Origin of the sequence: Cupriavidus necator N-1 (genome assembly GCF_000219215.1) — a bacterium.
GTDB lineage: Bacteria > Pseudomonadota > Gammaproteobacteria > Burkholderiales > Burkholderiaceae > Cupriavidus > Cupriavidus necator.
In genome coordinates this window covers 1-13,473 of sequence record NC_015724.1, presented here as the reverse complement: position 1 = coordinate 13,473, position 13,473 = coordinate 1, and the positions used below count along the sequence as shown (strand labels likewise).

Sequence of the window (13,473 nt, the reverse complement as noted above, 5' to 3'; positions counted from 1 at the left end):
GGCGTGCCACATTTGGCACCGGGCTCCTACCTTGGGTGCTTGACGGCAAAGCGCTGTTCGGGCCAGGGATGAAGGATTCGAGGTTCCGGAAGCCAGGCGTCCGCCAAGCGACTCATCTGCTCCCACGTCTTCCGGTCCTTTTGGCTGCGTCGCCGTAGCGTGCGTCGCCATAGGCCAGTGACGTGGTGGCGGAAGGCACTGAGCGCCCGATAATTCGTGGGCACCGCGTGATACGCAAAGTAGCCGCGTACCACCTGACCAAGCCATCTCCTCTGCAGAGGAATCGGCACATGCATGCTCCGCCGAAGCTCATCCTGTCACTGCTGATCTTCGACGCGGGTTCGATCTTGCACAGCGCCTGCACGAAGCGCTCGTGGTCCGCGCTCCTGGGCTCCTCGACGGCAAGCTTCCTCCATCCGACCAGCCATCCGAACACGCGCCGGGCCGACGGGCACGGCATCGTGCGCACGGGTACCTCGACAAGCGGTGCCTTGCCCTGTGGAAAGAGAAGTCGGACCACGCAACTCTGCACGGAGGCGCGACTCCCCGTATAGCCCCGCTGCTTGAGTTCCTGCCAGATCAGTTCAGGAAAGCGACAGCCCTGGGCGATTCGTTCCTCGATAAAGCTGCGATGGGGATCCAAAGGCGTCGGACCCCGCGCCTTGGGTGCACGCTCGGGGAAGGCCCCTGCGGTGACGAACTTGTGCACGGTTCGATTGTTGATTGAGAGCTCGCGCGCGATTCCTTTCATCGTGCCGCCCTGGGCGCGTAGCGCCATCACCCGCTCGTACAGCGCCAGCCGCGTGGCGCGTCGCTGATCGCTCAGGCGCTGCCATGACCGGCGTGAGTTGCGGCTCAGCACCCCCTGCCGGCCCAGGGTCACGCCACCGACCTCGACTTGCTGCGCGGCTTGCCGCATTTGCGGCCCGAGTCGGTACAGCAGCCTCTCGACGTTGTCGCGCAGGTTGCTCAGCAGATGCCAGCGATCCGAGACTTGCGTGGCTGCCGGCAGCGCGATGTCGACCGCCTCGGAGTAGGCCCCGGCCCGGTCCCTAGCGACGATCTCGATCGATGGGTGCGCACGCATCCACGCGGCCACCGCAATTCCTTCCCTGCCGGCGAACACTTCGATCGGCTCACGTCGCTCCAGGTCGACGATGATCGTTCCGTACTGGTGACCGCGCGCGATCGCCCAGTCATCGATGCCGACGACCCGCGGTCGTGGTTTGCGCTTGCGCCCAGGAGCTCTTCGCAACTCCCGCAGCACGGTGTCGGCACTGGTGCGCAAGCCCAAGACGTTAGCAAGCCGGGCCGCCGCCTCACCACCGAGGGCGTGGCCCAGCGCGTGCAACGCCCGAGCCTGCGATTGTGTACGACGTTGGTGCCGACCGGCCAAGGCGTGGATGTTCTCGGCAAACGTACGACGGGGACAGCCGGCGTTCGCACACTTGAAGCGACGCACCTCAACGGCGAGAACGACCGGCTGCTCGAGCATCGGACGTTCTTCCAGCCTGCGCAAATAGCGGCCGTGGAGTCGATTACTCCAACGATGGCAGGCAGGACAAGGTGCCGCGCGAACCGTACTGCGGGCTTCGACAGTGATGGTCTCCCCTCGCGCGTCGCTGGAGACGACGCGCTTACCCACACGGGCGAGAATTTGATCGATCCCACCGAGAACTTGGCTCATGGTAACGATCAACGTGGGGCCAGATCGGCCCGAAATCAAGCCCTCGATGCGCCCGTCACATAAATTGCGGGAGACCCATCTTTACTACACTTCACGCCAGTCGGCCAGAGCTAGCATTCGCATCTGTAGTTCTATGGCGATTAATTGCGTTTTTGGAGCAACAAGCCTTTGTACACAGAACGTGAATCGCCCAAGCAGACCAGCATCACCCCTTCCCCCGAAAATCGGCGAAGCCCCCAACTAAGCTCACCTCAGCGTGCAAGTAACCGCGGGAAAGTGACCGGGCGCCAGCTGAATTGAGGAGCCCCGGTTCAGCCTGCCTCCACACGGTTCCGTCCATCAGCCTTGGCGCGATACAGCGCCAAATCGGCCCGCGCCAGCAATTCGTCAAGGGTCGCTTCCCCGGCCTCGATGCTGGCCAACCCCAGGCTTGCCGTGCAGGCGGGCTGCCCCGCGAGGGCCGTTTGCTGCTCCACTGCCTGCCGCACACGCTCGGCCACCGCAAACGCGGCCTCCGCGCCGGTATGCGGCAGCAACACGACAAACTCTTCGCCGCCGAAACGGCCGAGATAGTCCGTGTGGCGCAGCGCCCGGCCCACGGTTTGTGCGAAATGAGCCAGCACGCGGTCACCCACCAGATGCCCGTGCTGGTCGTTGATGCGCTTGAAGTGGTCGATATCCATCAGCAGCAACGACAGTGGCTGGCCGCTGGCACGCCGGTTCTTCAGCTCACTACTACCTGCGTGCAGCACGGCCCTGCGGCTCAGCACCCCCGTCAGGTCATCGCGCTGCGCCAGGTACTCAAACTGCGCACGCAACCGCTCGCTCACGGTCAAAAGCAGGCCAAGGCAGACAAACAGCGACGCGAAGCAATACGCTGCAATGTACGTAGTCTGAATAACCGAAGGGGAAAACCGCGGGGTATCGACGGCATCCTGGAAAAGCGTCGTAGCTGCCCGCATTAGTAGGACCAGCCCCTGGAAAGCGAGGACAAGTGCCATGAAGCGCGGCGCAAAACCCCGACCGTGCTGCCAGCTCAGCCGCGCATGGGTCAGGCATATTGCCGCCAGCAGCGTGGTGAGCAGCAAAACGCGGATCCGATAGTCGGGATGGACCAGCAGGAACCAGCTGATGCCTGCCAGGCAGCCAATGCCCAAGGCAAGCCAGCATTTCCAGGTGCAGGGCACCCCGTAGAAACGCTGGCTGCCGAAGTAGAATAGTGCGCAGCCCGAAAGCAGCAGCGCGTTACCGCCAAGCGAGACAAGCACGGCCGGCCACTGTCCGTCCATCGCATAGAAGGCGGTGGAAAGCGCGCAAAGCAGCGGTGCCAGCGCCCAAGGCAGCAACCCTTTGATGGAGGCAGGATAGGCGCGGCGAAAGGCCAGCAGGATGATGCCCAGGGCGATATTGATCATCCCCGTCATCGCCGACATGGAGCGCAGGTCCAGGTTTAGCATGGGTCAGCCGTGAAGATACAGGATTGACCGTGGCCGGGGACAGGTCGGGAGACTGTAAGAAATGCGCTCATGTGAGGGGGTGTTCAAGCTGGCAGTGCAACCGGCAAGGTTAGCCGTGGCACGTGGCGATCGGCAATCCCACCGCAGGTGGCAGTGTATTGGGAAAACTACGGACACAAGCCGCCCGCGACCAATGGCGCGTCAACGGTGCGGCCGATGCGCTCCATCTCCTCGACCGACTCCGGACACTCACTGAAACTTCCGCATCCTTACTCCACGTCACGCCTCCAGGCAGCATTTCTTGTACTTCTTCCCGCTTCCGCATGGGCAGGGGTCATTTCTTCCGGTCTTTGGCCCAGCGGTCCGGGGGCGCGTCGCTTCCTGATGATTGGACAGTTCCCGCAGCCGCTGAAAGAATTCTCCTCGCTTGGGTGCGGTTGAGCGTTCGGTGCGCAAGCCAAGCGCGATCTCAACGTCCTCCAGATCGCCAACACAGTCGAGATCGACACAATCCTTGGCATATGCCTCCCGGATCAGGTCGATGGACTCCACCGCGTTCAAATCGAGCAGCACCGACACAATCTCCGTGTTGAGCGTCTGCTCGTTGTCCTCCAAGGACCGGAGAATGGTCATCAGTACCTGCAGGCATCGCCCACGCTGCTCTGGGTGGCCGGACGCGACCTCACCCATTGCCCTGCATGCACCACCCCTGGCATAGCTCCCGTTACGTCCGTCCGCTGCGAATGGCGCAAGCAGATCAACTGACTGCCCGCCCATCTGGCTGAAGACGCGCGGCAACTCACTGGCGATCCAATCGTCAAAGTCATCGTCAATGCGGCGCAACAGCGAAACCAAGGCTGGCAGTGCTTCGGTCGCCTTGAGTGCCCCGAGAATTCTCCAGGCGTGCACGGGGGCGAATGGCACGGGCCCGTATCCAGTGTGTAGCGCTTCATCAGCGACGACGGCAATCAACTCAGGGATGTGGCGGTTGTCAACGCCGAGCTTTGCATATCCCTTCCACGTTTCGGGTGCCCCGTTTACCTCCTCGAAGGATTGGCCCAGGGTAAGAAGCCGGCTGACAGGGTAGGAATATGAGGGGTTCATTGGCGTAGGATCACTAGGTGGGGCTGGTTCGACCACCCCGTCAAGAAGCGATGGCGCCCCGCGCCCGCGAATGGCAGCAACTTCGACACCGCTGTGCAGTGCGCTTCGCTGCTTGGCCGCCGACTGATGGCGACATGGCACAAGGGCAAAAGGCCTTGAAGATTTGGCGCCCTTCGGTTGTGGTCCCGGCGGTTTGCTTGGGCGATCATTGCCGTGGCGGTGCCTGTACCTCCGTGCCGCTGTCCAGAATGCTAAGGAAGTCCGTATAAGCGAACACCCGCCCGCGTTGCTTCCCGGTGATTTCCTTCACGATCGCCAGCTTCTCCAGTGACTCGAAGGCTTTGTTGACGGTCGGGGCGCTGAGTCCTGTCTGCTGCTGCGCTTGTGCGGCGTTGAGGAATGGGTGGGTCCGGAGCAGTTCGTGGAGCCGCAGCATGGAATTGATCTGTTCGCCGCTCGCCGAAATACGTTCTCTGTCGGCCTGGAACAGGGCTACGATCCGCATCGCACTTTCATGGGCGTTGTTGGCGGTTTCGGCGACGCCGGTGAGAAAGAATTCTGTCCAGACTTCCCAGTCTCCACGCAGCCGGACGTCTTGCAGCAGGCGATAGTACTGCGCACGGTGCGTCTTCAGGTAGAGGCTGAGGTACAACAGTGGTTCTTGGAGGACCTTCTTTTCCACCAGGAACAGGGCGATCAGCAGCCGGCCGAGGCGGCCATTGCCATCCAGAAACGGATGGATCGATTCGAACTGCACGTGCAGAAATCCGGCCTTGATGAGCGGCGGGATCTGGGCGGAGTCGTCCTGCAGGAAGCGTTCGAGATCGCTGAGGCAGGTCTGCATCTCGTTGACCGGGGGCGGCACGTAATGGGCATTCCCCGGCCGGGTCCCGCCGAGCCAGTTTTGCGAGCGTCGGAACTCGCCGGGATTCTTGGCTTCTCCTCGGCCTTTCTGCAGCAGGCGCGCATGCATGTCCCGAAGCAAACGCAGGCACAGCGGCAGCCCGTTCGGATCGCGCAGGACGCCAAGCCCGTACATCATCGCATCGACGTAGTTCGAGACCTCGGTGATGTCGTCGAGCGGTTTGCCGGCCGGCGCCGCGTTCTCATACTGCAGCAGATCATCGAGCGTCGATTGCGTTCCCTCGATCTGCGATGACAACACCGCTTCCTTGCGGACATACATGTAGAGGAACAACGCCTTGTCCGGCAGCAGCATCGCCACGCCATCGAGACGGCCGATGGCCCGGTCCGCCTCACTCAGTCGCTGCAGCAGTGGCGGCGCGAGCGTCAGTGGGGGCTCCGGCGGCAGCGGCGGCGGGACGTAGGCGTGCACCGTCTCGTCGAAGGCCACGGTCGAGACGTAGCGGCCGATTCTTGGGTTCGGCGGTTCGGGGGCCAGGGCGGTGTCGTCGGCGGGCATGGGGCTTCGCTAGTCAAGGTCGCTTAACGAGCGACGTGTGTTAATAACATGCTGGCCGCTAATTTTACTTAGAGGCTGGCGCCAAGACCGCAAGACGCCTTCCCCGGTGGCGCGGAAAATGGTGTCGAAGGCCGGTCGACCCGTGGCGGCCCGATCTCGGGCCGATGCCTCTTCGCAGGACGGGGCAGGCTTCGCCTAGGTAAGGGCGACTTAACTAGCGCCGCACGCTAATAAAATATTCGCCTTAAATTTTACTTAGATTGAGTCCGAGCCGGCAAGGCCGGCGCCGGGCTCCCGACGGCTGAACGGGCGGCGCGGGGCTGGCTGGCGGGGCGTGCCCTCCTTGGGCGAAGTCAGGGCGTGGGCGAAACGCCCCGAGCAGCTATCCTGTGATATTGGTTCGCCTTTTTTTTCGCTATTGCCCAGTTCGAGGTTGCCTGACCAAGCCGTCATAGCCGTGAACCGCTACAACATGAGGTGCAAGCGGTTACAACTTCAGGTATGCGAGCGGAAAGTGGCGTAAAGAGTACACGAGGGCACATTACTTTTCTTACCTGATAAGCGACATTATCAGGTTTAAATTTTTACCGGATTTACCGGGTTTCTCGGGCTACACTTGGGGATATCGGGGACCGGCGGAGGTGCCGGAACCGGCGCCAGGAGGCCGGCGGGAGCGGCGTGGCCGCTGCTTTCAGTGGCGTGCCGGGGGCGCGCCTCGACCCAAGCAGTGTAGCCGAAAATGGCGGCGCTGCCACGCCTGCGACGCTTTCCATGCCGCGCGCGCATGCGCCCTGCCCTGTCCGGCAACGGTGGTTCGGCCCACCTTCCACTTTTGGGGATTGAATATTATCAGGTAAGATGGGGAGCAGTTCGATCTCAACCTACCATGGCCCAACACAACCGCGTCGCTGCCGACACCCCGCGTTACACCCGGGCCGACTTCACCGCACTACGCTTCCGCCTCAACCGGATCCCGACCGAGCATATCCTTTCGCGCGTCTATGACGAAGACGCGCTGCACGCCGCCGGGATCGAGACGTCGGAGCAGCTGGAGGCCCGACTCGATGCCATGCGCGACCATCTGGTCGAGCGCGTCTGCCTCAGCAATCCGTATCTCTCGGCGAGCCTGGCGGACGCCCGCCGTTTCAATCGCTGGCCCAAGACTGCCATCGACTACCTGGTGCGCGCCGCCGACCAGGATTTCTCGGCGCCGCAACCCGACGATCCTGTGTCGGCCTGGCTGCGTCCGATCGTGTTCCGGCCGCTACGGCAAGAGGGCATCCAGACGCTGGTGCAACTGCACGGCTATATCGCGCTGCGCGGCCGGCGCTGGTATGTGCCTGTGCCGCGGCTCGGGGCCGGCAAGGCCCGCGCGATCGAGCGTTGGCTACAGGGCCATGCGGCCACGCTGGGACCGCTCCAGGTCGACGACACGCCCCGGACGGGCTGGGTCGAATTGGGCCAGGATCTCGCCTGCCAGCTGGTACCCCTGGAGCAGGTCCAACGGATCGTCCCAGCGCTCGACGGTCATCGTGGCCGCAACCGGGCGCCCGGCTTTTGCCTCATTGCGGCGCGCCATGACCTAGACGCGATCCACGCCTACCTGTCCCGGTTCCGGGACCGGGACAAGACGGCCCGCGCCTACCAAAAGGAACTGGAGCGCTTCCTCCTCTGGTGCGTCGGCGTGCGTCGCATGGCGCTGTCCAGCGTGGGCGCCGACGATTGCGAGCACTACAAGGAGTTCCTGGCGCAGCCAGACCCGGCCTGGATCGGCCCAAAGACAGCACGCACTTCGGCGCGCTGGCGCCCCTTCGCGAGCGCCCTGAAGCCGGAATCCCAACGCTACGCGGTACTGGTGCTGCGGGGGTTTTTTGCCTGGCTGGTGGGCGTACGCTACCTGGGCGGCAACCCCTGGTTGCTGGTTTCCGATCCCCTGACGGTCCGGCGCGAAGTGCCGATCGCGGTCGAGAAGGCGTTGCCCGGGCGGCTGTGGGCGGCGCTCACGCAGCCGGAGGGCCTCCTGGACCAACTCTGTGGCAAGTGGCCGTCGGTGCCGGTGTCCGCACCGCTGACCGCGAAGGACACCGAGGCGCCCGGGGCGCAGTATCGCCTGGCGCGCGCGGTGGTGCTGCTGCTGGGGTGCAGCGGGGCCCGCCGCGAGGAGGCCGCTCGCACACTGCGCTGCCACCTCCAGCCGGTCCCGGAGCAGGCTGGCGTGCCGGCCGGCCTGTGGGAACTGGCGCTCCTGGGTAAGCGCGACAAGTGGCGCACCGTGTTCTTGCCGCCACGGGTCATTGCGGCATTGCGTGCGCACTGGGCCGACCGGAGCCACGATTTCGAGAACGCCGCTCAGGCGCTGGCGCTGCTCTCCCCGGTGGTGGTGCCGTCCACGCGCACGGCCCAAGCCAAGCACCTCAGCCTGGAGACCGGTGATCCGGTCCTGACCGGCATGGGCTTCTCGCCAGATGGACTGTACCAGTTGCTGACGACGATGCTACGGCGCATCGCCGGCGATGCCTCGCTGCCGCTGTCCGAGGCCGAGCGGGACCTGCTGCGTCACCTCACACCCCATGCGCTACGCCATACGTTTGCCACGCATGCGGTGGCCAATGAGATGCCCGCGGATGTCCTGCAACGGCTATTGGGACACGCCTCGCTGCAAACAACGTCGCTGTATGTCCGCGCGGAGCGCGCACGGGGCCTCGCCGCCGTGGCGAAGCTCTATCCCGACCCCACCTAGCTACGGCCCCGGCCTCTTAACCTCGCGGCTTCGGTGGCGTGGCGAATTAGAAACTGGGCAATCTGACGCGTACCCGGATGCAACTCGTGCGCGAGATTGCCCGCTGCAGCGGCGACTGCCCGTCCACTACCTAGTGAACGGACTGCTGCCATTCCAAGCCCTCCTCCCGAAACGCTCTTCTTCGCTCTCGCGCACTCAGCCCTGCAGCCCTCCGTCATCCGAATGCGGCTTCGCGGGGGAAGTCGGGATGGCTAAAGTCACCAATATTGGCCGAACGGCAATCCTGAGCCAAAGATATGGTCACCAAAATTGTACGAACGTCCATTTTGACTGCGATGAGCGTAAAGGGCCTTGCAGCCTGCCGCCATTGCCCTTTCTCGCTATGGTTAGGTCACGAAATTGTACGCAGCGCTGCAGGCGGCCTCTCGTAAGGTAACCAATATTGTCCGGTTCAGGTGCTCCGAGCCAAGCAAAGTCACCGTCAATTGTCCGTTTGCGGCAGAGGCCGGCGCTAGACAGGTCAGCGCGTGGGTCCTACAGAGGCCTTGCAACCGGGATTCGTACAAACGTTGTGACCTTGCCTTAGGCTAAGGCGCCATGGTGTCGCCGGTTCCCGCCGGGCATGTCTCTAACGGAGACGCTACGAGGGCCGCGGGCATGCACGCCCTTGGTGACCTGATGGAACTCATTGAGAGGTGTGACCACCGATGGCATCGTTCGATAGCACCAGCTTGCGCCAGCTCTGGCACGTGCGTTTGCGCGGTGGTTGCTCGCGGCCACTCAGACCGCGCAGGGTGCGCCTGCATGGGTACCCGGAGAATGTTCTCGCCACTCCCAGCCTCGCGCGTCATTGTCACGGTGTCATTTGTACCGATCGCTACGGTCGTTCAGTCTCTAGGTGGCAGCCCGCGCGAGTAGCGGACGCGCTCACTGCCACGAGGACTACAAGGGCATTCTGGTCGCAGTCGCACGGACTGGGCCAAGTCGAGGTTTGTGCGTATTTCGCTGCGGTCGAAGGGCCGCTGTCTCTCCGGTTTTCGAAGCGCACTATCCGGGTCAAGAGCTCAGTGTTGGAGTGGCCATCGGCGTGTGATACCTGGGAATAGTCCATGGGCATCTGTCGCGGACCCGCTGGTCGAAGTGAGGGCATTCGAGATGGGCAATAGACAAGGCGCTACGTCCCCGCTCCGGCTTTTGGACGCTGAGGCGCCAAGCATGTCGCGCGATGAACTCAAGCCTCGGCGCCCTTAATAGGGTCACACTCTTCCGGCGGCTGGTTGGTGTCCCAGTCGTTAGCGCGCCGTAATAGTGCAATCTTGCGCCGTAAAGCTGTTGTCGTTGTGCAGCCCTGCCGGCACACATGCTCCTGTGGGCGAGCTCCTTCTACGCCCAGGACGCGCTCGCCCACGATTCCGGCGGGACGCCAGATATTCTTCACTAACTCAGCTGCGATTCAAGTCAGATCCAGGACACCGGCACGACCCGCCTTTGTCGGGTGATGCTGCTTTAGAACCTTAAGTTTCGTGTTCCGACTCGGAACACGAAACCTTTCAGCGGACCTACGAGGAAGCGTTAATCATCTAGGGCATCTCCTGTAGGCAACATTTGGCAGCCGGGGATCATTTGAAGAATCAGATGGCCAGTTGATATTGCGGCGGTCCGATGCCGATCTGCGCCAACTAGAACTGAGCGGGCAAATTGCTTACCCCGGGGGGTGTCAGGAGGCCAGCGCGCTCAGGATCGGTGACAGCCCTTTTCCCACAATGGCATAAGAGTTCGGCGAACGTGTGCTCCAAGGCTCAATGACTTCCAGATGCAGCGTGCGGGTCGTGCACTGGGGGTCATTAATACGTTCGCGCAGAGCCTCACGCAATTCGGCGCTCTTCCTTCTGGCATTGCCTTTGACCAGAGCGGCAGGCCGTCGCGGTACAGTGGGAGATCTCAGGCACGAGTTGCTTGGGGTACGCGGGCAGTTCCTGAATGCTTGCCGCCGGCGAGAAGCTCTACCGATTCAAGCCATGGGCGCTCAGATCGACAATCCACATCGCATTGTCCACGTCGGTTATGTGCCCGAGCACGTTACGGCTCTGCTGGTCAAACATCAACTGCAAGTTGGCCTCATGATGCGCAGCAACCGCTTCCAGTACACCCAGGAGGCTTCTATGACCGCATAGGCACGGCCGTTTGCAGCGCGAGCCAGTCGGCCTGCTAGGCGACTGGCTCGCGCTGCAAACGCTAGTCATTTCGTGGTCCGCGAGCGCCAGGCCCACGACGGATCCTCATGAACATTGAGTCCGGCCCGGCCGGGGGTAGAGCACTTGCAGGAGGCTCTGGCCGCGGCAACAGCATCGGCAGCAGCGCTGTCTATTTGGGCATTCCCGGGTGTCACCATTCGGGCTCGCAGTTCGGGGGGCAGGGCTCCGGCTCCAACTAACGAGCGGACTCAGGTACCGCGTTGGCCGACATCGTTGCACCAAGTGGCCTATTATGCAGATCCAATCGCAAAGCACGGGCCCCACTCCGCTTCGTACTTCCGGATCGTATGCGCCCCATCGACATCTATTGATGTGCCGTTCATGATGATGTTGTGTTCCGAGTCGGAACACCATTGCCTGGCCGACCGTCTGGACCATATTGCACCGATTGCGACACATCCGCTCCTAACCGGGGCCACGGGGAAATTCAGACCGCGTCTGTGCAAGAACGAGACCGTGTTCCGACTCGGAACACAAAAAAACCCCTCGGTGAGGGGTTCGACTGATCTGGGGACGACGACGGCTAGCGTTGCGGTCCACCGTCGAAAAGTTCATTGATAACCGTCCGTATCCGTTCCTCTTGAGCCGCAGTCAGGACTGCACTCTTGAGCTTTATGGTAAAGCTCACGGAGTCCTTTGTGATGCTGCCGGCTTGAGTCTTACCGGCATAGACCTTATGAATGTCACGCTGCGAAGTTACAGGCGTCGCTTCACGGCGGAGTAGTGACGCCTCCAGCAGCTTGGCGAACTTAGACTGCTCAAGGCTACCATCTACAAGTTGCTTCCAGACCTCGCGAGCCACTGTCACAGCTGGCTCGCCATGCTTCTTGAGCACGGCGTAGGTGTCACTTGCCGCAGTACCACTAAAAAGCGAGGGGTTCTTCTCCAGATCTACACGGATGAATTCGGGTAGATTGTCGAAGGCAAAATACCGATAGAGTGTGCTCCGGCTCATCCCCATGGATTCGGCCATCCGCTTCCTGTCGGGAAATTCCTTCTCCACACGGCGCATCGCCTTGCCAATCTCGTAGTCGGTGAGGTTTTCACGGCTGACGTTCTCGGCCAAAGCAAGCACGGCCATATCTGCATCAGACGCATCCGAGACGAGCGCCTTGATTTCAGGCAGACCCAACACCTGGTGAGCGCGCCAACGACGTTCCCCGGCAATAAGCTCGTAGTACGACTCTCCGTTGTCCGCTGTGAATCGTCGAACCAGAATGGGCTGCATTAGGCCCAGTTCCTTAATGCTATCGGCAAGCTCAGTGAGGCTGCTTTCGTCAAACCTTATCCGCGGCTGCCAGGGATTCGGCCGAATCTTCTCAACCGGAACCGTGCTTGCAGCCCCTTGGGACTCCAATTCCTGAATCCGAAGCTGTGCCGCGCTCAAGGCCGCCATCATCCCTGGCGCAGTCTTCGGACGGTCTGCAACTTGGGGGGCGACTTCCACTTTGATTTCATTAGCAGGAGTCAAATTTGCGGTTTGCTCCAGCATGCGCTTGCGCATATTCATTTACGCGTCCTCCCACTTTCCGGCGTAAAACTCATCGACCCAACGGCAATATTCGTCGAACGGAATCCGCACACGCTGGAATGTCTTGTTGCTGCCCTCGAACTTACTAATGTCGAACACCGTCGCAAGCGCGAGAGCCCCGTTACTCATCACGGAGCTCGCCGGCACTTCAATCGGGCTCATCCAATCGCCATAGGCTCGTTGTACCCAGGAGCGAACGATCGGAGCCGAAGACGCCACGCCATAGTCAACCTTTGAAAGCAGAATGCTCACGAAGTCGTAGGTTTTGTTTCCTTCGATGTTCTTGAAGCTGTCCGCCATATCGGAGAACAGACTCCAGAAAGATACCGAGCTAATGAAGTCGAGACTTTCCGGCACCAAAGGCATCACCATGGCGTCCGCAGCCATCAGGCCGTTGATGGTTAGGTAGGATAGCGAAGGCGCCGAATCCAGCACGATATAGTCGTATTTCTTTCGGAGAGGCTCCAAGCCCTTACGTAACAAGGTCCAGAAGCGATAATTCGCCGACTTGCTTGCCATTGCCGGGATATGAAACTCGGCAGAGAACAAAGATGGATGCGCAGGGATGACATCAACCCCGTCCCAATACGTCTCCTGAATGACACTCTCGAGCGTAAAGTCGTCAGGGCTGTAGATGTACGGCAGAACGGTGCTTTCCTCGACAATCATCTTCTCGGCATACAGGCCGCACAATTCGGTCAGTGATGCTTGCGGGTCCAGGTCAACCAGCAGCACCTTGCGGCCGCGCAAACTCAGCCCCTGCGCCAGGCACATACTCGAAGTTGTCTTGCAGCTACCACCCTTGAAGTTGGCAGAAATAAGAACGCGACCGTCCGCTTCGCCTTTTCTTAGCAGCGGGGACGGCTTCACCTGCGAAGCTTGTTGAACCCACTTCCGAGTCTCAGCAAGCGTAAATTGGCGTACGCGCCCATGAAGCTCACCCGCTGGAAGTGTGCTTCCGTCTTTCGTTGCAAGATAATGAAGCCGCGCGCGGTCAATGCCACACATCTCGGCGACCTGGCTGGAGGTGAACGTGGGCGGACTCTTCCGAGGGCGAGGTGCCAGGATATGTTCGCGAAGTTCCTCAGTTAGCTTTTGAAGCTTCTTCGAAAAGTCACTCATTGAACCAATCGTGACAGTCCGGTCAATCTCGGTTAATTCGCTCTTCACCACCATATTCAACGTTCCATGTGAAATTCGGGATGAAACGTAGAATACGCGACCACCGGGAAAACTTCACGCACTTGTAAGCACTTTTGGCGAAAAAGTGACGTCC

General features: G+C 61.4%; 7 protein-coding genes and 1 pseudogene. 2 read left to right on the top strand and 6 right to left on the bottom strand.

Annotated elements, in window-relative coordinates:
- Positions 1-337: 337 nt before the first annotated feature.
- The 4 genes and pseudogenes from CNE_RS36745 to CNE_RS36730 all read right to left on the bottom strand — a co-directional run.
- Positions 338-1,687: pseudogene (locus CNE_RS36745) on the bottom strand (ISL3 family transposase); the annotation flags it as partial.
- 311 nt (positions 1,688-1,998) lie between these two features.
- The gene (locus tag CNE_RS36740) at positions 1,999-3,144 is read right to left on the bottom strand and encodes a GGDEF domain-containing protein (RefSeq protein ID WP_013954109.1); all 1,146 of its coding nucleotides are present in this window, start codon (positions 3,142-3,144) and stop codon (positions 1,999-2,001) included.
- Between the two features lie 279 nt (positions 3,145-3,423).
- Complete coding sequence (locus CNE_RS36735) at positions 3,424-4,248, bottom strand: DUF1186 domain-containing protein (RefSeq protein WP_013954108.1); 825 nt, start codon at positions 4,246-4,248, stop codon at positions 3,424-3,426.
- A gap of 205 nt (positions 4,249-4,453) precedes the next feature.
- A complete protein-coding gene (locus tag CNE_RS36730) occupies positions 4,454-5,671 on the bottom strand; it encodes a Fic family protein (protein ID WP_013954107.1) in 1,218 nt (405 codons plus the stop codon).
- Between the two features lie 886 nt (positions 5,672-6,557).
- On the opposite strand from CNE_RS36730, the gene CNE_RS36725 reads away from it, so the two are divergent.
- Both CNE_RS36725 and CNE_RS41650 read left to right on the top strand, forming a co-directional pair.
- Entirely contained in the window at positions 6,558-8,411 is a 1,854-nt protein-coding gene (locus CNE_RS36725; RefSeq protein WP_013954106.1) for a phage integrase family protein, read from the top strand.
- 2,018 nt (positions 8,412-10,429) lie between these two features.
- On the top strand, positions 10,430-10,585 hold the full coding sequence (locus CNE_RS41650) for a hypothetical protein (protein ID WP_158310056.1): 156 nt from the start codon (positions 10,430-10,432) through the stop codon (positions 10,583-10,585).
- 604 nt (positions 10,586-11,189) lie between these two features.
- Here CNE_RS41650 and CNE_RS36720 read toward each other — a convergent pair.
- Both CNE_RS36720 and CNE_RS36715 read right to left on the bottom strand, forming a co-directional pair.
- A complete protein-coding gene (locus CNE_RS36720; protein ID WP_013954104.1) occupies positions 11,190-12,176 on the bottom strand; it encodes a ParB/RepB/Spo0J family partition protein in 987 nt (328 codons plus the stop codon).
- Positions 12,177-13,373: a ParA family protein gene (locus tag CNE_RS36715; RefSeq protein ID WP_013954103.1), complete on the bottom strand. Its 1,197-nt coding sequence runs from the start codon at positions 13,371-13,373 to the stop codon at positions 12,177-12,179. It abuts the gene before it with no gap.
- Between the last annotated feature and the right edge of the window lie 100 nt (positions 13,374-13,473).